This is a genomic window from Oscillospiraceae bacterium MB24-C1, from assembly GCA_030913685.1.
Taxonomy (GTDB): domain Bacteria; phylum Bacillota; class Clostridia; order Oscillospirales; family Ruminococcaceae; genus Yanshouia.
In genome coordinates this window covers 1,519,488-1,541,248 of sequence record CP133187.1, presented here as the reverse complement: position 1 = coordinate 1,541,248, position 21,761 = coordinate 1,519,488, and the positions used below count along the sequence as shown (strand labels likewise).

Below are 21,761 nucleotides of genomic sequence, written 5' to 3'. Positions count from 1 at the left end.
GAGTAGCGTCTTATGCGCGCAGATAAAGAAAAGGTTTCGCGGCTGCTCAAGACGGCGCGGGGTCAGATTGATGGCCTCCTGCGCATGGTGGAGGATGACCGCTACTGTATCGATATTTCGACCCAGCTGATGGCCACCGAGGCGATTTTGCGCCGGGCCAACCGCGAGGTGGTTGCTGCGCACATGCATGGCTGCCTGCTTGAAGCTGCCCAGCAGGGCAATGCCGAACAAAAGGTCGATGAGCTGATGAAGTTGATTGACAAAATGTCAAAATAAATTCAAAGATTAAGCGGTGCTGCTTTTTGGGCAACACCGCTTCTTTTATATCTTTATCTATATTAAAATTTTAGTAAGCTTTTCAAAAACTTGTGGGGGATAAAATCCGACATATATATAGATACCGTAAGGGTTGCTTCGTTAAAGATTGGTGTTTTTAGGGTGCTTTTCTAACATTCAAATACTTTATCCAGTCCGAGTAAAGCAACTTTCAGTCGAATCCGACCAATCAAATGTTAGATCATCAACCCATCGTCAGGGCCTGCGTCAGTATCTCGGTCGTAGTCATCCAAAAAGCTGTGCTGCTCACCGTTTAGTGTATAGCCAATGACCGCGCCCAGCTTAATGTTATGCACACTGCGAAAAATGTTGAGCGGTACCTGAGAATTGCCCTTTTCAAGCTTTGCAATCAGCGCCTTGATCTCTGCACGCTTTGAAGTGGTGGTGTCGGCGGTGGAACACTCGGTAAAGCGACAGGCGCACTGCAAAAATTCCAGCTTGTTATAGTTCTTCCAGCGGATAATTTCAGATTCGCGCACTAGATAAAGCGGGCGAATTAACTCCATTCCCTCAAAATTATCACTGTGCAGCTTGGGCATCATCGTGCGAACCTGAGAGCCGTATATCATACTGATGAGAACGGTTTCAATCATGTCGTCAAAGTGGTGGCCCAGCGCAATTTTGTTGCATCCAAGAGCCTTTGCCTGCGCATAAAGATTGCCGCGCCGCATACGCGAGCATAAATAACAGGGGTTTTTGGGTTGGCTAAAAACATAATCATAAATATTGGCATTGAAAATAGTAATCGGAATATTAAGCTGCTCGGCGTTATCCTCAATCATTTTGCGGTTTTCGGGTAGATAACCAGGATCCATGACCATGAACTTCACTTCAAAAGGGAAGTCGCTAACCTTGTGTAGCTGCTGCATCAACTTTGCCAGCAGCATTGAATCCTTGCCCCCCGAAATGCAGACGGCAACCCGGTCGCCGGGAGAAAGCATTTGATATTCTTTTATGGCGCCTACAAATTTGCTCCAAATGGTTTTGCTAAACTTTTTGTGTAGACTGTGTTCAATTTCCCTGTATCGTTCCATCTTGTTTTATCCTCGTGCGGTATAAACCTATTATTTTAATAGGGATATCATAGCACACCACAGATGAACAGTAAAGAGTGAGAAAAATTTTCATGACATGGTTAAAAGTCGTCGGGGATATTTTGAACAATCTTGATTTTAGTCCGTTTTTTAAGCGCTCCGTGTCCAGATAGTTAAAAATGTAAACTTTTTTAAAAGCGCTAGCAAAGAACATACTCATATGGTATGATTTTCATAAAAATAATTTTGGGAGGTCGCTATGCAGTATCTGCTGTTATTTCTCGAAGGGATTATCACCTTCATTTCTCCTTGCCTGCTGCCGCTGCTGCCGGTGTATATCTCTTATTTTGCCGGGCAAAATGGCGAGGGCAATACCCGAAAAACGCTCAAGGGCGCTTTAGGTTTTATCGCAGGATTTACCACTGTGTTTGTTTCTCTGGGGGCTTTTGCGGGTACGCTGGGCGGGTTATTGAGCCGTCACACGGTCATGGTCAATCTAATAACCGGTGCGATAGTCGTAATTTTTGGTTTAAACTATCTCGGTGTTTTTAAAATCGGTTTTTTAAACCGTGTGATGCAACATAAAACAGCCACGGTTTCCCACAGCTTCTTTTCAACGTTTTTATTCGGAATGGTCTTTTCTGTGGGGTGGACGCCTTGTGTCGGGGCGTTTTTAGGCTCTGCGCTGATGTTGGCGTCGCAGCAGGGGTCAGCTGTTGGCGGTATTCTGATGCTGCTTTGCTACTCATTGGGACTGGGGGTGCCGTTTTTGCTGGCGGCCTTACTTCTAAATCAGCTACAGGGCAGTTTTAACTGGATAAAAACGCATTATAATATAATTAATACCGTTTCAGGATTGCTGCTGGTTGTAGTGGGTATTTTAATGATGACGGGTCAGATGGGGCGGTTTTTGGCCCTATTGAGCTTGTGATAACAGAAAGGAGTAGAATATGATGAAGCAAAATAAAAAGCTTGGCCTGACCGTTTTGCTGCTATGCGGCGTAATAGCGGTGGCTTATTTGGGCTATAAAGCGCTGGGCGAGAACTATTTGACCGATAACTTACAACCGATAACTTCTTCGTCACAGGCAGGGGAGGCTACCTCGTCACAGGGTGAACAATCAGGAGAGGGCAATGCGGCTGAAGAGCCGGAGCGTACGCCTGCGCCGAACTTTACCCTGACCGATCTTGAGGGCAACACCATGGAGTTTGACAGCCTAAAGGGTAAGCCGATTGTGCTGAACTTCTGGGCGAGCTGGTGCGGATTTTGCGTTGAGGAAATGCCGGATTTTGACACCGTCTATCAAGAGCTGGGTGACGAAGTTACCTTTGTGATGCTTAACGTGACCGACGGCGTGCGGGAGACTCGTGAAAAAGGAGAAAAATTTTACGCTGAAAAGGGCTATTCATTCCCGGTTTTTTTTGACGACCAAGGTACACAAGGTACCAATGCCTTTGGCGTTACCGGCTTCCCGACCACATATTTTATTGATCGAAACGGCAACCTTGCGGCTTATGCGGGTGGCATGATTGACGAAGAGGCGCTGCGGCGAGGTATACAGATAGCACAGGAGCAAGACGCCGGACAGGAGCTGGAACAAAAGAATGTAAGCTGGTGTACAATGGATCCGGTCTATACCAAAATAGATGCTGAAAATGCCAAACAGATGATGGACGAGTTTAGTGAAACGGAGGATAGCACCTACGTTCTACTGGATGTGCGCACTGAACAGGAGTATAAAGAAAAGCGTATCCCCGGTGCGGTGTTGATACCCGATTATGAACTGGCCGAACGTGCTCAGGCAGAGTTGCCGGATAAGCGACAGGTGATTTTTGTCTACTGCCGTAGTGGAAGGCGCAGCGAGGCAGCTGCAAAAGAGCTGGTGGCAATGGGGTATAATCATGTTTACGATATGGGGGGTATCATAGACTGGCCGTATGAAACCACACAGGAATAGCAGTCAATTACAAAAAAGCGGGGGCGAAGGATTTTTATCCTTCGCCCCCGCGGCTTTATGATGAGGTCAATGTTGTCATTTAGAGAGAATGCACGTTAATTAAAGCGCAGCACCTGTGCCGGGGTTGGTGACGCTGCCGCCATTGTCGCCATTGTCACTACCATTATCGCCATTGTCGCTAGGAATGTTGACGATGGTCAGCGCGGTGTCGGAAACGATGTATTTGCCAAGAGTCTTGGTCTTGATGATGAAAGCTTCATCATACTCGTCATACTCAGCATTCAGGCGAACCATGCCGTCGTCCTTGAGCTGATAGAGGAAAGAACCTTCGTCAGCGGCAAGAGTCAGGATACCGGTCTTGTTAAAGGTAGCGCCGTTTCCATAGAAGAAGTTCAGGTTAGCATCGGGATAGAGGTCTGCGATATCGGAATCGAAATCGGTGGAAGCAGAAATCAGCAGCTTGCTCTGGCCAACGGTGTTGACGGTGAAGTAGCTGTCGTCATCGCACTCAAAGGTGAACTCTTCTTCAGACTCACCAACAAAGCCTGCACCCTCTTTGAAAATCTGGAGATCTTCGGTGATAAGGGCTTCATCAGCAACAGGGTAAGCAACTTCCATGTTTACGTCAAGCTGCATATCTTCGTAGTCAAAGCTGCCGGATTTGCGCATCTCAACAGTACCGATAACATCGATAGAAGAGGTGCTGGTGGAGTCGTCCAGGGTGACAGCCAGGAAGTAGATGTACTTCTGCGAAAGGGTTTCGCCGGTAACCTTCTTCTTAGCAATCTCAACATTCTTGACCAGTTTGCCGTTCATATCCCAATCAGCCTTAACTTTGATGCCTGAAACAGCGTCAGACTCATAGACATAGGTGAAGGGTTCTGCCGGCGCCTCAGCGTTGTTAAGCAGCGGGTAGTACAGGGTTTTGCCATAAGCGACGCTTTCAACAGGATTGGCCATATCAACAGCAGACGCATCGCTGCTATAGAGATAAGCCGAGTCGCTGATTGCGCCAACGGGGTAAAGGGCGTCGTCATTTGCTGCAGAGACAGCCGCGCCCATGCTCAGCATCATTGCAGTTGCAAGGCCAAGCGCGAGAGTTTTCTTCATGGTTCGTTCCTCCTAAATACTTGTTTGTACCCGGCGGTTACGTCGCGAGCCGCGTTTTACGGCTCTTCCATGATGTTGGTGGGTAATAGTAAAAAGAATCAGGGGGCTCTCCTTCCTCTGGTTCTCTTTACCGGTGAACCACGCAGTAAGCGCGTTCGAATATTAAGTGTTTGGGAGTATGCATTTTTGTTGCAATGTTGTTTTTGGTATTCCAGTGAGATAATGCTAAAATAATTTCCGTGTTATATCAATGAAAAGGAAATTCAAATATAGCGCCCCAGAAAATGTTGTGGCGACTATCTTATTGATTGACACAACACTGGGGTTTCGCACTCACTCCCGCTTTTACATCGAGGTGTACAAAGTACGCCAAACCTTTCGCTGGCGGGTGACAAAACGCGCAATTGGCCGTCTGCAAGCTGGGCGAAAGCTTTTAAAAAAAGTTAGGGCCACCGCAGAAATCTCTCTCTATGGTGACCCAGTGGTTGTCAATTAAATTATCTGTCCCATTTATCGCAAAGCGACTGAATCTGTGAGGCAAAACGTGCAAGATCTTTGTTTGTACCGCCGCGGTTGTGCTCAATGACCTCAAGCAGCCGCTTGCCCGCAGCCAGTAGACGCGAAAACATTGTTTCAGCACGCCGCGCAGCATAATCCTTCTTGATTGGGATGGGTCCCTTTTCAATTAGCAGCGTGTTGGTGGCCAGATCGTAGCAGGTACCAGAGTAGGGTGCAACGGCTGTATGGCCCAGTGAAACCAGTTCCTCAGCAAAACCGGTACAGACTTCATCTTCACCATGCACAACAAACACGCGCTGAGGCTTAGGAGAAAAATGACCGATCCACGCCATCAGGCCGTCTTTGTCAGCGTGGCCGCTGATGCCGGCTAGACGCTCAATTTCGGCGTGAATCTCAATCGGCTCGCCGAAAAGCTTGACGGTTTGCGCGCCATCCACAATCGAACGGCCAAGACTGCCCACAGCCTGATAACCAACAAAAAGAATGGTGCTTTCTTTACGCCAGAGATTATGTTTGAGATGGTGCTTAATGCGCCCCGCGTCACACATGCCGCTGGCTGAGATAATCACCTTGGGCTCGGTATCAAAGTTAATCATCTTCGACTCTTCGGAGGTGACTGATACTTTAAGCCCTTCAAAGCTTATGGGGTTGATGCCCTGATTCAGAAGCTCAAGCGTTGCCTCGTCAAAGCACTCCCGGCCATTGCGGTGAAAGATATTAGTCGCTTCAATGGCGAGCGGGCTATCGACATAGACGGTGAAATCATGTCCGGTGATCAGCTTTTTCTGCTTGATCTCGCGCATGAAGTAGAGCATCTCCTGCGTACGACCCACTGCAAACGACGGAATGACTACATTACCGCCACGGTCAAAAGTTTTTTGGAGAACTTCGGTGAGCGATTTTATGTAGTCGGGCCGGTCACCGTGATTTCGATTACCATAGGTCGATTCCATGACGACATAGTCGGCGTCAGGAATATACTGTGGGTCTTTGATAATCGGCTGGTTGAGGTTGCCAATATCGCCGGAGAAAACCAGCTTTTTGGTGACATCTCCTTCGGTCAACCAAACCTCAATGGAAGCCGATCCCAGAAGATGTCCCACATCGATAAAGCGAACCTCAATTCCCTGCGCAACAGCGATTTTCTGGTTATAGGGATGTGGCATAAAACAATTGATGGCGGCAATAGCGTCATCCATTGTGTAGATGGGCACATACTCATCATGGCCGGCACGCTTGGCCTTTCGGTTGCGCCATTCAGCTTCAAACTCCTGAATATGAGCGGAGTCGCGCAGCATCACATTGCAAAGATCGGCGGTTGCTTCAGTGGAATGAATCTCGCCTTTAAAACCATTTTTGCACAGCAGCGGCAACATGCCGGAGTGGTCGATGTGTGCGTGCGTTAGCAAAACAAAATCCAGTTCGCCTGCCGCGACCGGAATTTCCTGGTTTTCAAAAAAGTTTGGGCCCTGTTCCATGCCGCAGTCGATAATCAGTTTTTTGCCGCAGGCTTCAATATAAAAACAGCTGCCGGTTACCTCGTGGGTCGCGCCCAGAAAGGTCAGTTTCATTGCGTATCCTCCTTCGATATGCCAAGCATAAATTTGCACATTTTTAGCTGAGAGAAAGCGAACGTGCAAGGACGCCCGTTTAACAGATAAACTTATTATAACGTTTTGCACGGATTATGTCATCTTTAAAACTCGAATTTCATAAAGTTTTACAGAATAATCATAAAACATGCTAAAATCACGCGACACTTAAGCGTTGAAGCCGCTCGCCGGACATGCTACAATGGTTCGCAAAGAGAGGTGGCTGCTGTGGACAGAGTGATCCTGCATTGCGACTGTAATAGTTTTTTTGCTTCAGTTGAAACGGTTTTGAACCCCGAGCTTTGTGCAGGGCCGATGGCGGTCTGCGGCGACCCCAACAGCCGACATGGCATTATTCTGGCTAAAAATGAGCAGGCCAAGCGGTTTGGCGTCAAAACAGCTGAAACCATCTGGCAGGCACAGCGTAAATGCCCCGGTCTGATGCTTGTGCGTCCCCATCGCAACGAATATGTCAAATATTCGCGGCTGGTCAACGAGATCTATCGGCGCTATACCGACCAGGTCGAGCCGTTTGGCATCGATGAATCCTGGCTGGATGTGACCGGTTCGCAAAATCTGTTCGGGGCCGGACGCGAGATTGCCAATCGATTGCGGCATGAGGTGCGGCAGGAAACAGGACTAACCATTTCGGTCGGGGTTTCGTTCAACAAGATTTTTGCAAAAATGGGCTCGGACTATAAAAAGCCGGATGCCACTACCGTCATTGACCGTCGGAACTGGCAACAGATGATCTGGCCGCTGCCGGTTTCATCCCTATTATATGTCGGGGCCTCGGTGGAGAAAACGTTGTCAGACATCTATATCCAAACCATCGGTCAGCTGGCTGCTGCAGACCCCGCGCAGCTCACAACTCGGTTGGGCAAGCTGGGTGGACAGATTTATGACTATGCCAACGGCATGGATGACAGTGTGGTTCAGCGCTCGGATACCCCGCGGGAGATAAAATCGGTCGGTAACGGTATGACCTTTCGGCGAGATTTAACCGACATCAAGGATATCCGGGTCGGGGTGGCGGCACTCTCCGACGAGGTTGCCACAAGGATGCGTCGGTATGGCCTTTGCTGTCGGACTGTGCAGTTGCAAATAAAGGACACCTATATGCGTACCACCTCGCGACAGTGTCCGTTGCAAAACCCGACCGGACTGTCTTCAGAGCTGGCCGAAGCGGCGATGAAGCTAGTGGCAGGCGCCTGGAACGGTCAAACCCCAATCAGGATGCTGACGGTAACGGGCATCAATCTGGTGGATGCCGCTGAGGCCGCCGAACAGCTCTCGTTTTTCGGCACGCCGCCTCAACAGCGTGAACGCCGCAAAAGGCTTGAGACGGCCATCGATTCGGTGCGCGAAAAATTTGGACGCGACAGTATTTCAACCGGCGCCGTAATGATCAGCGATATTGGTCTTGAACATGAATCACACGAGGACGATTAAATCCCACAAATATAAACATGCCGCTAGACGCTATCGATAACAGTATGATAATTCTTATTAAAAAACATAAATCCGGGCAGGTCAATCGGCCTTGCCCGGATTTTAATAAATTAAGGTTGTGTTGTTTTGATACGATAACGCCGATGCTGCTCATAGAATTTGATAATACGGCAGGCAACAATAGCTGAACATATGCCTAACGCCATACCCGCACCCACATCAAGCGGATAGTGCATCATAAGATAAATACGAGAAAAAGCGATCAGTGCAGCCAGTGCCATGGCGGCCAGAGCAAACCGATAACGCCACAGCATCAGTGTGGTCGCTGCGGCGAAGCTGCACATAGCATGCCCCGAAGGGAAGGAATAAAGCTCTCTGTCGGGGGGGATCAGCAGCTTAATCGTCGGATCATCGGTATAAGGGCGCGCGCGGCAAATAAAGTTTTTTAAGAAAAGGTTACCGAAGAGATAACAGGTCAGTATGGCTAATGCCATAGTTACACCTGCCATGCGAGTCTTTTTGCGCAGGAGTAAAATAAAGCAGATCAGCACCCAGATGCCGCCGTAATCGCCCAGAGCAGTGATAATGGGCATCAGCCAGTCAAGAAAACCAGAATGAAACAAATCGTGAATCAGCCATAGGCTGGAATTGTCAATCGCTTCCAGATACGCCATTTCAACACCCCACTTTCAATGCGTATTTTAGCATTGAGAAAAACATGCGTCAAATAGAATTTCAAAAATAAATCAATTTTTCCAATTCTTTGGGAAAAAGTAACCGACTTTCGCCTGGTGCAAGGGTCGGATCGAGTGCAAGTCCGCCGATACATATCCGTTTTAAGCGGGTCACTTTTCCGCCGTTTTGGTCAAACATCCGTCGCACCTGGTGGTAAATGCCCTCATAAATTGTCACCCGTCCCGACGTTTCAGACAGTGGCTCTAGAATGGCTGGGGACGAGCTTTTCCCGCCACCGAGATAGACCCCCTGTGAAAATTTTTCAACAAGCGCCGCATTGACAATGGGCGCATCTAATTCAAACGCATAGACTTTGGGGAGATGATTTTTTGGTGCAAGAATGCGGTGGGCAAAGTCGCCGTCATCGGTGATGATCAGCATTCCCTCAGTATATTTATCCAGCCTGCCGGCGGGAAACAATCCCTTGCGCCGCAGCGTAGGCTCCAGCAGATCTAGAACGGTTCGACTCGTAGGGTCATTGGTGGAGGAAACGACCCCAAGCGGCTTATTCATCAAAATATAAATACGTTCATTAAAGATAATGGGGGTACCCTTTAAAAGCACTGATTGGTGTACCGGGTCAACTTTTTCGCTTCCAGATTTAACGGTTTGGCCATCCACGGTGACGGCCCCACCCGACAGGAGCCGTTTGGCGTCCGTGCGCGAAACCCCCTTTGCCGTTGAAAGTAGCTTGTCCAAACGAATTATTGCCAAAAAAATCCCCCCTGCCGTAATGATGATATCATATCACAGCAAGGGGATTTTGTCAGCTTAGCGTAAAACCCTTGTTCGTTTGGGCTTTTACGCTAAGCTTTACAAGATGCCAAAATGGCGGATCTCGTCATTTTTCGGGGGAGTGATCCAGTATAATTTGTATGGCACAACAAGAATATGGGGGCTGACCGCCGTACCCTGTGCGGTTTGATGGTGGGCCGGTCGCAGCGGGCCGAATAAATGTTTGCTACAGCTCCCGCTGCCCTTTCATGCTACTGCTCGGTTGTTATGCCAGGCGGTTTTTTAGCATACGACCTTTGCTTGGTTAGCTTGTTTTGGGGGCGGTAGACTCTGCAGGGAAAATAAGCCCTTGCATAAATCCATCCAGACCCATTGAGCTGACATCTCCGCCGATAATCTTATTTCCGCACACCAGAAGATTTAACCGGACGTTCTGCGCGCCACCGGGGTAGTTGAGCACCGTGTAGCTGTAACGCTTGCAACGTTTGCCCTTATAGCGCGAGAGATCCATACCTTGCTCCTTTTGTATATTATTATAATTTTCATATACATCATCAAACTTTTTGGGAATAATTACCTCGACGACTTCATCCGGCTCGGGGTTTACCACCCAGCCTAGCATCGCCAGGAATTCTTGTCGCTGTTCCTCGGTTTTGCCGCTTTGACGTTTAATTGTCGCGCCTGTGAGAGCGGCGTTTCCTTCGGGAATCAGGTTCAGCACCAACCGCCCCGCCGCCATAACGGCTAGCAGCAATAAAAGTAGTAGTGCGGAACGGCGAACCCGTCTGTTAAAACGGAAGGCATACATCAACATGTCAATTCACCTCGATGATGTATATGCAAAAGAACCAAGTAGAAAGAACAATTTTTATTTAAACACCTTTTTTGTCCAAAGGACTTGTCAGGTGGGGGTCTATCCAGTATAATTAGACATATGCGATGGGACTATTGGTCAAATTGCTGTGCAAAATATACAATATGCTGGAAGATTTTTCGGCATATTGAAAGGGGTAAAGAAAAATGAGACAGTATCTCGCGGATAAGATCAGAAACATTGCGCTTGCCGGTCATGGCTCGTGCGGTAAAACCTCGCTCGCAGAGGCAATTTTGTTTCGCGTAGGTGTTACCGATCGCTTAGGCAAGACAGAAAACGGTACGACGGTCTGTGATTTTGGCCCCGAAGAGACCAAGCGTTCAGTTTCGGTTTCTATGGCGATTGCCCCCGTTGAGTGGAATAATACAAAAATTAATCTGATAGACACCCCTGGCGCATTCGATTTTGCCACCGGCATGTATGAAGGCATCCGTGCTGCGGGCAGCGTCGTCATTGTGGTTTCGGCACGTAGCGGTGTCACAGTCGGTACTGAAAAGGCTTATAAGCTGGCGCGTGAGCAGAACAAACAGGTCATGTTCTTTATCAACAAGATGGATTCTGAACATGCTGATTTTTATAAGGTTTTAGGTCAGCTGCGCTCAACCTTTGGGTCTCAGGTCTGCCCGATGGTCGTACCCTATACCGAGGGCAAAGGTATCGAGTGCTATATAGACCTTGTCGGTAACAAGGCTTTTGTGCATGATAACGGCAATCGCCGTCAGGGCTCAATGCCCAACGTCGGCGGATTTGTTGAAGAGTGCCGCAATATTATCTCCGAAGCGGTGGCCGAAGCAGACGAAAATTTGATGGAAAAATTCTTTGGCGGTGGTACCTTTACAACCGAAGAAATGATTTTCGGTATTAACGAAGGATTGCGCCAAGGCAAGATATTTCCCGTGGTGTGCGGTTCCGCACTGACATTGGAAGGTATTGATGCGCTGCTTGATGCCATTGTTAATCACATGCCCTCGGCCAAGAACGCTGGCAACGAAATCGGCCTAGCTGCCGACGGCAAAGAGATCGAATGCAAATGCGATATTTTAGAGCCGCTAGCGGCCTACGTCTTTAAAACCGTTGCTGACCCGTTTATCGGCAAACTTTCCTATGTAAAAGTAATTTCGGGCAAGCTTTCAAACGAGATTATACCGGTCAACGCGCGCACCGGAAATCCCGAGCGCCTTGGCAAAATAATCTACATGACTGGTAAAAAGCAGGAAGATACTTCAGCCGTTGCGGCGGGTGACATCTGTGCTGTTGCCAAGCTTTCAGAGACACTTACCGGCGACACGCTCTGCGATCCTAAGCGTGTTGTGGCACTGCGTGAGATCGGTTATCCGCTTGCCACCCTCACAATGGCGATTAAGGCTAAAAAGAAGGGCGAAGAAGGCAAGGTGGCGCAAGGCATTTTGCGCCTGATCGAAGAAGACCCGGTGGTCACCTTTCTACAGGACGCTGAGTCGCGTCAGCTGCTGATTTCCGGTTTGGGTGAGCAGCACCTTGACGTTATCGTCAGTCGCTTAAAGAGCAAATTTGGTACCGAGGTTGAGCTTAAAAAACCGCGTGTCGCTTATCGTGAGACGATTCGTAAAAAGGTTAAAGTACAAGGAAGACATAAAAAACAGTCGGGTGGTCATGGCCAGTTCGGTGACGTGTGGATTGAGTTTGAACCCTGTGAGGGCGATGGCTTGACCTTTGCCGAAAGCGTGTTTGGCGGTGCCGTACCTAGAAACTTCTTCCCAGCAGTTGAAAAAGGTTTGCAAGATTGCATTAAGAGCGGTATGCTGGCGGGGTATCCAATGGTTGGGCTTAAAGCCACGCTGGTCGACGGCTCATACCACCCGGTTGATTCGTCTGAAATGGCGTTTAAAACAGCGGCATCGGTGGCGTATAAAGCTGGCATTCCGCAGGCAAGCCCCGTTATTTTGGAGCCAATCGGAACCTTAAAAGTTTATGTGCCGGAAACTTACACTGGTGACATCATGGGCGATCTTAACAAGCGTCGTGGACGCATTCTGGGCATGAACCCGTGGGGCGACGGCACGCAGGAGATTGTTGGCGAGGTTCCCATGAATGAGATGCACGATTTCACTACCACGCTGCGTTCGATGACACAAGGAAGGGGTAGCTTTGTGTTGAGCTTTGAGCGCTACGAGCAACTGCCAAACCAGCTGGAGGCCGCGGTTATCGCTGAGGCTAAGGCTCTGGCAGAGGAAGAATAACTGGCGCCGAAGAGAGAGAATTTAGAGGGGGGAATTGGCTTTTAGCCGATTCCTCCCTCGGACGTTTGAATATTTTAGGGTTGCTTGCTTAATCTAAAACAAACGATTAAAGACGCTGAGCAGCTAGATCTAATACACATAAAATAATCACTCTACGTTGTTTCTGCCGTCGCATCAGCGGAGCCCTGTGGGGTTGCCCGCCTCAAAATCTTTTCCCGGAAGTTTTGGGCACTTCTGCATTTTGATTTAAAAGCAGCACTTGTGCTGTTTTAACACGACCCATAAACATGATGCCCCTTAGCTGACAAGAAAATCAAAACAGGGACGAAAGCAGCAAAACTGTTCGTCCCTGTTATAATGTGCTCGGGTTATTCTCCGCGCTGTTTTTTCCGGAATGCCAGCGCAGCTTGCTCGACTTTGTTATTGCCAAAAGCGTAATAGGTTCTGTCTTTAAGTACGTCGGGCAGATATTGCTGTATCACCCAGCCACCAAAATCGTGCGGATAGCGGTAGCCGGTAGCATGCCCGAGCTTCTTGGCACCCTCATAGTGTCCGTCGCGCAGAGAGTCGGGGATATCCCCGGCCTTACCCTGTCCAATATCTTGCATAGCGGCATCAATCGCACAGATGGCGGAGTTTGATTTTGGGCTGGTGGCCACCAAAATTACGGCGTTGGCCAGCGGAATACGTGCCTCTGGCAGACCGAGCTGCATGGCAGAATCGACGCAGGCCTTGACGATGGGGATAATCTGCGGCCAGGCCAATCCAACATCTTCGGCGGCGCAGACCAGTAAGCGGCGACAGGCAGAAATCAAATCGCCTGCTTCAAGCAGGCGTGCCAGATAGTGCAGCGCAGCATTTTCATCCGAGCCGCGCAGCGATTTTTGAAAAGCGGACAGGATGTCATAATGTGCGTCACCGTCGCGGTCATAGCGCATGGCAGAACGCTGAGAAACTGCTTGTGCAGCCTCAAGCGTGATATGGCGATTGGTACAGGCGAGGATTAGCGCCTCAACGGCGTTGAGTGCTTTGCGCACATCGCCACCACAGCTGGAAGCGATATAATCGGCTGCGCCCTCCTCCAATGTAAATAGCTGCTCATACTGTTCGCCTGTTTTTTCAAAGGCACGCAGCACGGCACGTTTGACTTCCTGTGGCGGTACGGATTTAAACTCAAACACCGTGCAACGTGAAAGCACCGCACCATAGACGTAAAAATAAGGGTTTTCGGTTGTGGAAGCGATTAGCGTGACGCTGCCGTCCTCAATATATTCCAGCAGTGTTTGCTGCTGCTTTTTATTGAGGTATTGAATCTCGTCGAGATAAAGCAGAATACCATTGTAACCCGAAATGGTGTTGCGAGCGTCAAACACCTCTTTTAAATCCGCGGTGCCGCAGGTGGTGCCGTTGAGGTGCCGCAGCAACTTGCCGGTAGAGGCGGCAATGATGCGCGCAACGGTCGTTTTGCCCACGCCCGAGGGGCCGTAGAAGATCAGATTAGGTACCTGACCGCTGTCCACAATGCCGCGCAACACAGCGCCCGGGGCCAGCAGATGGCTCTGCCCGACAACCTCGTCAAGAGTTTTGGGACGCAACAGGGCGGCGAGCGGTGGGTTCATGACAAATTTTCCTCCTGCACAACTTTTTGTATTAAAGCATAACGAATATGTCGAGCAATATAGGTTGTCAGACAACGCGCTAAAGTGATTGATCACTTGCTTGTTATGCGGATGTCAGGACTGGTTTGATGACATAGTTTTATTGTAGCGTAAAAACTGATGGTTGTCCACGCCATAAAAGGATGCCAGACTTTAAAAGCCGCCGCGGAATCGTCAAAATTCCGCGGCGGCAAAAGGTTAAAATAAACGAAAGCTTACTGATAAAGTGGGAACTTTGCACACAACGCATCGACCTCTTTACGGGTCTGTTCAGCAGTGGCGTCAAAGTCGGTGGCGGTGCGATAAATCCAGTTGGCGATCAGCGTCATTTCCGCCTCTTTGAATCCGCGGGTGGTTACGGCGGGAGTGCCGATGCGTATGCCACTGGTTACGAACGGACTCTGCGGATCGTTGGGAACAGCATTTTTGTTGACGGTGATATAAACCTCATCTAAACGGTGTTCAAGCTCCTTGCCGGTTATGTTTAAGTTTTGCAAATCGATAAGCATCAGGTGGTTGTCGGTGCCACCAGACACCATGTTGACGCCCAGACGTGCAAACTCCGCCGCCATGGCCTTGGCATTTTTTACGGTCTGTTCGGCGTAAGCTTTAAAGGCGTCATTGTTTGCCTCGCCAAAGCAAATGGCCTTAGATGCAATGATATGCTCAAGCGGGCCGCCCTGTGTGCCAGGGAAGATGGCTTTGTCAATTTTCTGGGCCAGCTCCTTTTTGCACAGGATCATACCACCGCGCGGGCCGCGCAGCGTCTTGTGAGTGGTGGTGGTTACAACGTCGGCATAAGGGATGGGAGACATGTGCTGGCCCCCAGCAACCAAACCGGCGATGTGTGCCATATCCACAAACAGATATGCACCCACTTCCTTAGCGATTTCAGAAAAACGGTCAAAGCGAATCTCACGCGGATAAGCCGACGCGCCTGCGATAATCATTTTGGGCTTGTGCTCAAGGGCGAGCGCACGCACAGCGTCGTAATCGATGTAGCCGTTTTCATCCAACCCATAGGAAATCATGTTGTAGTGCTTACCAGAAAAGTTCACAGGGGAACCGTGGGTCAAATGTCCACCATTTGCCAGGCTCATGCCCAAAACGGTGTCGCCGACGTTGACCAACGCGAAATAAACCGCCTCGTTGGCTTGAGCGCCCGAGTGTGGCTGAACGTTGGCATGCTCTGCCCCGAACAACTTACAGGCGCGGTCGCGCGCAATATTTTCAACAATATCTACACATTCGCATCCGCCATAATAGCGTTTTCCGGGATAGCCCTCGGCATATTTATTGGTGAGCACCGAGCCCATCGCGGCCATAACCGCCGGAGAGACGAGGTTCTCACTCGCAATAAGTTCAATGTTACGCTGCTGGCGCTTGAGTTCCTTGGCCATTGCCATACCGACCTCCGAGTCGAACTGTGTGACAAAGCCGATCGTGTCCATCATTTCGCTGTACATTTGTTATTCCCCTTTCCGCTTTTCCGTGATATGATGACAGTATAGCCTATTAGGCGACAAAAAATCAACCGCAGGGAGGTCTAAAATGAAAAATTCTCCCTGTGACACGAAACAAAACATACCAAACTAAACACTTATAGGTAAGAAGTGCAAAAATCCGGCAGGATCATGACCTGCGTCGGATTATTCAAATGATGGAGGTCAAAGCATGCGTTATGGTATTTCTTCAATGGGTAATGTGATGGATGGGGCTGCGATGGAGGAGCAGGGGGGGGTGCTCGCCCAGCTCATGGCCAAGCTGCCGGAGCCGGTGCAGGTGTTGCTGCATGTCCTGGTTGTGATTTTGATAGCAGCTGTTATTGGTACGATTATCGGCAAAATGTACGCAGCTATAAAATATCCCGACCCCGAAAAGCATCATATTATTTCTCCGAAGCTCAAGGTGCTGTTTATCTGCATTCTGGCGGCGTGCTGCTTCTGGCTTTATACTACCATGACTCGCGAGGAACCGACCGAGATAGAGCCGGGAACCCAGGAAGGGCAATCCGAGGTATTAGAGGGCGGTGATGACTTGCCTGTTAGCATCAACGATGGCAAGGCTACCGTTATGTTGGGATGATTGCGTGATGATTAATACATAAAAGGATGCTGCTGATTTTTAATCGGCGGCATCCTTTTAATGTTTGGAAGCAATCTGCGGTCAGACCGTGAACGCAGAGCTTTAAATATTGACGACCTTAAGTTCGGTGGGGTCAAACAGCCCCAAACGCTTCGCTACATTGACATACACCTGAGGATCCCCCGAGGTGCAGATGGTAAAGCTACCGCGGGATTTGTCGCTTAATGCATCCTGCGTGGTAAGATAATTGCGCACGGCGTTGGCTTGTTCCAATGCGGGGTTGACAAAGGTGATTTCAGGATAGCAGTGCTTAAAGTTATCCTCAACAATTGGATAATGGGTGCAGCCTAAAATCACATGTTCCACCTTGCGGCGTGCAAGAATGTTGTCAATCTGAGTAGTGATCTCGGTGTTGATATCCTGCTCGTTAAAGTCGCCCCGATCTACCAGCGCGGCCAGCATTGGGCTGCCTTTGCCTACGACTTCAATAGAGAGGTCGTGCTGATGAATGAGCTTATCATAATTTTGGGTGCTCACAGTAAATTCGGTGGCGATAAGCCCAACCTGCTTGATACCTGACCGGGCTATGTAGTCGGCTGCCGGGGAGACAATGCCGATGATGTTGTAGTCAAAATGCGGCGTGAGCTGATCCACCAGCGTAGAAATGGTATTACAGGCAATCGCGGCTACCTTGACACCGTTTTGCCCCAGAAAGCGCAACATGCCACGGCTTAGTTCAGCAATTTGCTCTGATGTTTTGTTACCATAGGGGCAGTTGGCGCTGTCACCGAAATAGATGATATCCTCCCCTGGAAGAATTCTCTGCAGTTCCCTGACCACGGTAAGTCCTCCGATGCCGGAATCCATGACACCGATGGAGCCGTTTAATTTACCCATAAAATCCCCTCGTTTCTCTGCCGCGGCAAACGACCCGATTTGAGTTGCCCAACGGCAAATTTTTAAAGCAAGATGTGCTTAGCAGCTACATTTAATGCAAACCACCATTAATATTATAGTAAATATTTATAATAAAACAAGACCAAAGACTACAATAAATTTCCTTTACTTTTAAAAGGTTGAAGCATTCTAAGGCGTATGATATAATGCGTATGCCATTTAATAGAAAATGGCGAAAGGAAAAGAATGAGAGGAGAAACACTGATGATGAACAAGCTGCTTTCGTTACTGCTGGTCTTGGCATTAAGCCTGACTCTGGTGGCGTGCAATGCCGCCCCTGCCAGCAGCCAATCAGATGCGCCTGCGGCGTCAACCGGAAAGTATACCCCCGGCACCTATGAGGGAACAGCCAAAGGTTACGGCGGTGATTTGAAGGTAACTGTCACCCTCGGCGACAACCAGATCGAAAAGATTGAGGTTGCTGAAAACAAAGAAACTGCAGGGGTCGGTACGGTCGCTATTGAAAAGCTGCCTGCCGCCATTATCGCTAACCAATCGCTTGCTGTGGATGCCGTTGCAGGCGCCACTGTAACCAGCAAGGGGCTACTCGAAGCCATCACTGCTGCGCTGGTTTCTGCGGGCGTTGACACCAATACACTCCAAACACCGGTCGAAAAGCCGGCGGTGGCAAAGAAGACTGAAACAGTTGAGGCTGATGTCATTGTTATCGGTGCTGGCGGTGCCGGTATGGCGGCGGCGCTTGAAGCCAAGGCAGCTGGTAAAAACGTTGTCGTTATCGAAAAAATGGCAATGGCTGGCGGCAACACTATTAAAGCAACCGGTGGTATGAATGCTGTCGAAACTTCGGTCCAAAAGACGCTGAATGTTGAGGATAGCGTTCAATCCTTTATCGATGACACCATGAAGGGCGGCCACAATGTCAATGACCTTGAACTGGTCACTGCACTGGCGGAGCGTTCAGCGGGCGCTATCGATTGGTTGGATTCCATCGGCGCACCGTTGCCCGATCTGACCACGCTGGGCGGATCTTCTCACAAGCGTGCGCATCGTCCGGAAGGCGGTGCCGCCGTGGGCAGCTATCTTGTAGAGAAACTTGTGGCTAACATGGAGAAAAACGATATTTCGGTCTATTATAACACCAAGGCGACCGAGCTGGTGCTCACCGATGGTGCCGTGACTGGCGTCAAGGCCGAGGGTGAGGAAGCTGATTATCTATTCGCTGGCAAAGCGATTGTGATTGCCACCGGCGGTTTTGGTGCGAACGAAGAGATATACACCAAGTACAAAGCCGAGCTGAAGGGATTTGTCACCACCAACGCACCGGGAGCGACCGGCGACGGTATTGTTATGGCCGAGGCGGTTGGCGCGCAATTGGTGGACATAGACCAGATTCAAATTCACCCGACGGTGCATCAGGCGACCAGCATCATGATTACTGAGGGTTTGCGCGGTGACGGCGCGATTCTGGTTAACCAGTCGGGCGAGCGCTTCATCAATGAATTGGAGACGCGCGACGTGGTTTCTGCTGCCGAAATCGCACAGGAGGGTGGCTACGCCTACCTGATCTTCGACCAGGCGCTGTGTGACCGCGTGAAGGCGGCTGCTGGGTATGTCACCAAGGAACTGACCGTACAGGGTGATACCATTGAGGCACTGGCCAATGAGATTAAGGTTACCCCCGAGACTCTTTCCGCAACGCTTGAAAGCTGGAATAAGGCCGTAGCCGATCAAAAGGACGAGGCGTTTGGCCGAACCACCGGTATGGAATATAATATTTCCAAGGGTCCGTTCTATGCCATTCAGATTGCGCCCGGCGTACACCATACCATGGGCGGCCTTAAAATTGACGTTGATGCCGAGGTGATCGGCGCGACCGGCGAGCCGATTCCCGGCCTGTTTGCTGCAGGCGAAGTCACCGGTGGCATTCACGGTGGTAACCGCCTCGGCGGTAACGCTGTGGCAGACATCGTTGTCTTTGGCCGCCAGGCGGGACAGAGCGCTGCTGATTATTGCGACAAATAACCTCAAGCTTATATAGTCTGAGCCCCGGGATCTTTGGTTCCGGGGCTCAGACTATTAACAAAGGGAATTGAGCAAAGCAGAATAACGGGGAAAAGTGTGGGTGGGGGTGGTGAACCCCACTTTTGCATTGAGAGCACAAAGTGTACCGGATCGTTCGCCTACAGTCGGCAGGGCAAATCACTTATTTTGCAAGTTAGACATAAATGTTTGAGCGAAGCAAAGACGTTTTCGACAAGTTGTTTTTAATGGGCATGGCGCCTCAATCAACGACGCTTCAACTATTAAATAGTATGTATACGGCATACTACAGAGGTCGCTGTTTTCAGATATGTTCAAAAGACATAGCAATTTTAGTGTCATGACGGGTTTTAAAAGTTGTCTGATGTGTTGCTAATACCCTAAAAGATGTGGATTTTGACTTTAAAATTATACGTAACGTACAATTGACATTTTAGCTCAAAACGATATAATTAAAAACAACAATCTTATAATCCAAACGCAAAGACGGGAACAGTAGCCTGCTTTTAAAACTTCAGAGAGCTGCCGACGTGGTGCAAGGCGGTGTTTTAAAGCAAAGTGAAGGTCATCCCCGAGCGGCCGACCGAATAGAAGATTCTTAATTTTAGTAGGCTCGGACGATTTGCACACGTTATGGTGCACGGCATTTGTTTTAGAGAACAGATGCGCAGAGTGGCTGGTACAGCAATGTATCGGCAATTGGAGTGGTACCGCAGAGCGCTTTTAGCCTTTGTCTCTTGATTATCTAAAATCATGAGACATGGGCTTTTTTAGTTTTTCAAAAAGTGGAAAGGGGGAAAATCAGATGGAGCTTAACGGTTCTCAGATAGTCTTAAAAGTCTTACAGGAGCAGGGTGTTGATACGGTATTCGGTTACCCGGGGGGGACCATTCTAAATATTTACGATGAACTTTTTAAAACACCGAGTATTAAGCACATTATGACTGCCCACGAACAGGGCGCGGCACACGCCGCAGACGGCTATGCCAGAGCTACGGGAAAAACCGGCGTCGTAATGGCGACCTCAGGCCCCGGGAGCACCAATCTGGTTACCGGTATCGCCACAGCGTTTATGGATTCCATCCCTATGGTTGCAATTACAGCGAATGTACCCAATTCAATGATTGGCCGCGACAGCTTCCAGGAAATTTACATCACTGGAATCACTATGCCGATCACCAAGCACAACATGGTGGTGCGCAGTGTTGACGAACTGGCGCATACCCTGCGTGAGGCGTTCCGCATCGCTGGGTCGGGATGTCCCGGGCCGGTACTGGTCGATATCCCGAAGGATGTTACCGCCGCCGTTTGCGAGTTTTACGAGCCGGTGCCGGATATGCGTAACAAGCCGATGCCCATCAATCCGAAGGTCATCCAAGAGACCGCCAGGCTGATCAACTCCGCCAAGCGTCCCATGGTGCATTTCGGCGGTGGTGTCATTGCCGCAAACGGTTCTGATAAGCTGTTTGAGCTGATCCATAAGGCGTCGCTGCCTGCTTGCCACACCATTATGGGCACTGGCGTGCTGTCTCATGAAGATTCGCTGAACATGGGTATGATCGGTATGCACGGCAATATTTCAAGCGCGATGGCTGTCAGCAATGCCGACGTGCTCGTGGTTATTGGGGCAAGGTTTTCTGACCGCGTCGCGACTAATCCGGTGCAGTTTGCTGCAGGTGCCAAGATCATTCATATCGACATCGACTGTTCCGAAATGAATAAGAATATCATGGTTGATCACTTTATCGCAGGCGATGTTGGCGAGGTGCTCACCGAGCTGCTGCCGTTGGTAGAGGAAAAGGCACACCCCGAATGGCTGGCGCAGATTGATGAATGGCGCGCACAGGATCAAAAACCGGCGTTTTTAAATGACGCGCTCCGTCCCAGTGATATAATGGAGATGATTTGTGACATGGCAGGGGAAGACGCTATTATCGTCACTGATGTTGGCCAGCATCAGATGTGGGCGGCGCAGTACTGCAAGCGCACCCGTCCACGCTCCTTCCTCACCTCAGGAGGACTGGGCACCATGGGATTTGGCTACGGCGCGGCCTGCGGCGCACAGGTGGCGTTTCCTCAACGCCGGGTGGTGCATATTACCGGAGACGGGTGCTTCCACATGAACCTCAATGAGCTTTGCACTTCTGTCAGCTACGATCTGCCCATTATCACCGTTGTAATGAACAATCGGGTGTTGGGCATGGTCCGACAGTGGCAGACATTGTTTTATGGCCATCGCTATTCGGCTACTGACCCAGAGCGTAAGACCGATTTTGCATCGGTAGCTGACGCGTTTGGTGCCAAGGGCTTCCGCGCCGAGACGCTTGCGGAATTTGAAACCTGCTTTAAAGAGGCGATCGCTGCCGACAGACCTTGTGTTATCGACTGCCTCATCGAAAAGGATGAGATGGTTATGCCGATGATACCGGGCGGTGCTTCGGTGAAGGAAGCTATCCGGCAAGCGCCTAAAGAGGGATGAGCTAAGTTTAAAAAAGC

The 21,761-nt window shown here is 49.7% G+C and carries 17 protein-coding genes and 1 other annotated feature; of the genes, 8 read left to right on the top strand and 9 right to left on the bottom strand.

The genetic code is table 11. The annotated features are described in order from the left end of the window. The first annotated feature begins 12 nt into the window (after window positions 1-12). Window positions 13-276, top strand: a complete 264-nt coding sequence (locus RBH76_07330; GenBank protein WMJ82552.1) for a metal-sensing transcriptional repressor — start codon at window positions 13-15, stop codon at window positions 274-276. A gap of 236 nt (window positions 277-512) precedes the next feature. Here the strand turns inward: RBH76_07330 and RBH76_07325 are convergent, their stop codons facing one another. Next, window positions 513-1,370 carry an ATP-binding protein gene (locus RBH76_07325; GenBank protein ID WMJ82551.1) on the bottom strand — a complete coding sequence of 286 codons (858 nt, stop codon included), beginning with the start codon at window positions 1,368-1,370 and terminating at the stop codon, window positions 513-515. A gap of 259 nt (window positions 1,371-1,629) precedes the next feature. Here RBH76_07325 and RBH76_07320 point away from each other — a divergent pair, with 259 nt between their 5' ends. Both RBH76_07320 and RBH76_07315 read left to right on the top strand, forming a co-directional pair. Then, on the top strand, window positions 1,630-2,301 hold the full coding sequence (locus tag RBH76_07320) for a cytochrome c biogenesis protein CcdA (GenBank protein WMJ82550.1): 672 nt from the start codon (window positions 1,630-1,632) through the stop codon (window positions 2,299-2,301). Window positions 2,302-2,320: 19 nt separating this feature from the next. Beyond that, window positions 2,321-3,328: a redoxin domain-containing protein gene (locus tag RBH76_07315; protein WMJ82549.1), complete on the top strand. Its 1,008-nt coding sequence runs from the start codon at window positions 2,321-2,323 to the stop codon at window positions 3,326-3,328. A 99-nt stretch (window positions 3,329-3,427) separates the two neighbouring features. On the opposite strand, the gene RBH76_07310 is transcribed toward RBH76_07315, so the two are convergent. Both RBH76_07310 and RBH76_07305 read right to left on the bottom strand, forming a co-directional pair. Continuing rightward, window positions 3,428-4,438 carry a hypothetical protein gene (locus RBH76_07310; protein ID WMJ82548.1) on the bottom strand — a complete coding sequence of 337 codons (1,011 nt, stop codon included), beginning with the start codon at window positions 4,436-4,438 and terminating at the stop codon, window positions 3,428-3,430. A 497-nt stretch (window positions 4,439-4,935) separates the two neighbouring features. Continuing rightward, window positions 4,936-6,528 carry an MBL fold metallo-hydrolase gene (locus tag RBH76_07305; protein ID WMJ82547.1) on the bottom strand — a complete coding sequence of 531 codons (1,593 nt, stop codon included), beginning with the start codon at window positions 6,526-6,528 and terminating at the stop codon, window positions 4,936-4,938. Window positions 6,529-6,777: 249 nt separating this feature from the next. Between RBH76_07305 and dinB the strand changes: the two genes are divergently transcribed. Next, on the top strand, window positions 6,778-8,001 hold the full coding sequence (gene dinB, locus RBH76_07300) for a DNA polymerase IV (protein WMJ82546.1): 1,224 nt from the start codon (window positions 6,778-6,780) through the stop codon (window positions 7,999-8,001). 110 nt (window positions 8,002-8,111) lie between these two features. Here dinB and RBH76_07295 read toward each other — a convergent pair whose 3' ends face one another. The 3 genes from RBH76_07295 to RBH76_07285 form a co-directional block, all read right to left on the bottom strand. After that, the gene (locus RBH76_07295) at window positions 8,112-8,675 is read right to left on the bottom strand and encodes a phosphatase PAP2 family protein (GenBank protein WMJ82545.1); all 564 of its coding nucleotides are present in this window, start codon (window positions 8,673-8,675) and stop codon (window positions 8,112-8,114) included. A 61-nt stretch (window positions 8,676-8,736) separates the two neighbouring features. Further along, a complete protein-coding gene (locus RBH76_07290; GenBank protein ID WMJ82544.1) occupies window positions 8,737-9,450 on the bottom strand; it encodes a pseudouridine synthase in 714 nt (237 codons plus the stop codon). 325 nt (window positions 9,451-9,775) lie between these two features. After that, window positions 9,776-10,285: a DUF4830 domain-containing protein gene (locus RBH76_07285; protein ID WMJ82543.1), complete on the bottom strand. Its 510-nt coding sequence runs from the start codon at window positions 10,283-10,285 to the stop codon at window positions 9,776-9,778. A gap of 206 nt (window positions 10,286-10,491) precedes the next feature. Between RBH76_07285 and fusA the strand changes: the two genes are divergently transcribed. Next, on the top strand, window positions 10,492-12,564 hold the full coding sequence (gene fusA / locus RBH76_07280) for an elongation factor G (protein WMJ82542.1): 2,073 nt from the start codon (window positions 10,492-10,494) through the stop codon (window positions 12,562-12,564). Between the two features lie 368 nt (window positions 12,565-12,932). On the opposite strand, the gene RBH76_07275 is transcribed toward fusA, so the two are convergent. Together RBH76_07275 and glyA are read right to left on the bottom strand one after the other, a co-directional pair. After that, window positions 12,933-14,183 (bottom strand): replication-associated recombination protein A, encoded by a 1,251-nt coding sequence (locus RBH76_07275; GenBank protein ID WMJ82541.1) that lies wholly within the window; start codon window positions 14,181-14,183, stop codon window positions 12,933-12,935. A 254-nt stretch (window positions 14,184-14,437) separates the two neighbouring features. Then, window positions 14,438-15,688 carry a serine hydroxymethyltransferase gene (glyA, locus tag RBH76_07270; GenBank protein ID WMJ82540.1) on the bottom strand — a complete coding sequence of 417 codons (1,251 nt, stop codon included), beginning with the start codon at window positions 15,686-15,688 and terminating at the stop codon, window positions 14,438-14,440. A gap of 208 nt (window positions 15,689-15,896) precedes the next feature. Between glyA and RBH76_07265 the strand changes: the two genes are divergently transcribed. Next, the gene (locus RBH76_07265) at window positions 15,897-16,307 is read left to right on the top strand and encodes a hypothetical protein (GenBank protein WMJ82539.1); all 411 of its coding nucleotides are present in this window, start codon (window positions 15,897-15,899) and stop codon (window positions 16,305-16,307) included. A gap of 102 nt (window positions 16,308-16,409) precedes the next feature. Here the strand turns inward: RBH76_07265 and murI are convergent, their stop codons facing one another. Beyond that, window positions 16,410-17,204, bottom strand: coding sequence for a glutamate racemase (gene murI, locus RBH76_07260; protein ID WMJ82538.1), 795 nt, complete (start codon window positions 17,202-17,204; stop codon window positions 16,410-16,412). A gap of 264 nt (window positions 17,205-17,468) precedes the next feature. Here murI and RBH76_07255 point away from each other — a divergent pair, with 264 nt between their 5' ends. After that, window positions 17,469-19,247, top strand: a complete 1,779-nt coding sequence (locus RBH76_07255) for a flavocytochrome c (GenBank protein WMJ82537.1) — start codon at window positions 17,469-17,471, stop codon at window positions 19,245-19,247. A gap of 492 nt (window positions 19,248-19,739) precedes the next feature. After that, window positions 19,740-20,006 (top strand) — a binding site (T-box leader). 64 nt (window positions 20,007-20,070) lie between these two features. Further along, the gene (ilvB, locus tag RBH76_07250; GenBank protein WMJ82536.1) at window positions 20,071-21,744 is read left to right on the top strand and encodes a biosynthetic-type acetolactate synthase large subunit; all 1,674 of its coding nucleotides are present in this window, start codon (window positions 20,071-20,073) and stop codon (window positions 21,742-21,744) included. The last annotated feature ends 17 nt before the right edge of the window (window positions 21,745-21,761 follow it).

Bases quoted from the DNA above. Each gene is read 5' to 3' on its own strand.
- ilvB (WMJ82536.1), top strand. From the start codon at position 20,071: ATGGAGCTTAACGGTTCTCAGATAGTCTTAAAAGTCTTACAGGAGCAG.
- RBH76_07265 (WMJ82539.1), top strand. From the start codon at position 15,897: ATGCGTTATGGTATTTCTTCAATGGGTAATGTGATGGATGGGGCTGCG.
- RBH76_07330 (WMJ82552.1), top strand. From the start codon at position 13: ATGCGCGCAGATAAAGAAAAGGTTTCGCGGCTGCTCAAGACGGCGCGG.
- RBH76_07325 (WMJ82551.1), bottom strand. From the start codon at position 1,370: ATGGAACGATACAGGGAAATTGAACACAGTCTACACAAAAAGTTTAGC.
- glyA (WMJ82540.1), bottom strand. From the start codon at position 15,688: ATGTACAGCGAAATGATGGACACGATCGGCTTTGTCACACAGTTCGAC.
- RBH76_07315 (WMJ82549.1), top strand. From the start codon at position 2,321: ATGATGAAGCAAAATAAAAAGCTTGGCCTGACCGTTTTGCTGCTATGC.
- RBH76_07310 (WMJ82548.1), bottom strand. From the start codon at position 4,438: ATGAAGAAAACTCTCGCGCTTGGCCTTGCAACTGCAATGATGCTGAGC.
- RBH76_07285 (WMJ82543.1), bottom strand. From the start codon at position 10,285: ATGTTGATGTATGCCTTCCGTTTTAACAGACGGGTTCGCCGTTCCGCA.
- RBH76_07305 (WMJ82547.1), bottom strand. From the start codon at position 6,528: ATGAAACTGACCTTTCTGGGCGCGACCCACGAGGTAACCGGCAGCTGT.
- RBH76_07295 (WMJ82545.1), bottom strand. From the start codon at position 8,675: ATGGCGTATCTGGAAGCGATTGACAATTCCAGCCTATGGCTGATTCAC.
- RBH76_07275 (WMJ82541.1), bottom strand. From the start codon at position 14,183: ATGAACCCACCGCTCGCCGCCCTGTTGCGTCCCAAAACTCTTGACGAG.
- murI (WMJ82538.1), bottom strand. From the start codon at position 17,204: ATGGGTAAATTAAACGGCTCCATCGGTGTCATGGATTCCGGCATCGGA.
- RBH76_07255 (WMJ82537.1), top strand. From the start codon at position 17,469: ATGATGAACAAGCTGCTTTCGTTACTGCTGGTCTTGGCATTAAGCCTG.
- RBH76_07320 (WMJ82550.1), top strand. From the start codon at position 1,630: ATGCAGTATCTGCTGTTATTTCTCGAAGGGATTATCACCTTCATTTCT.
- fusA (WMJ82542.1), top strand. From the start codon at position 10,492: ATGAGACAGTATCTCGCGGATAAGATCAGAAACATTGCGCTTGCCGGT.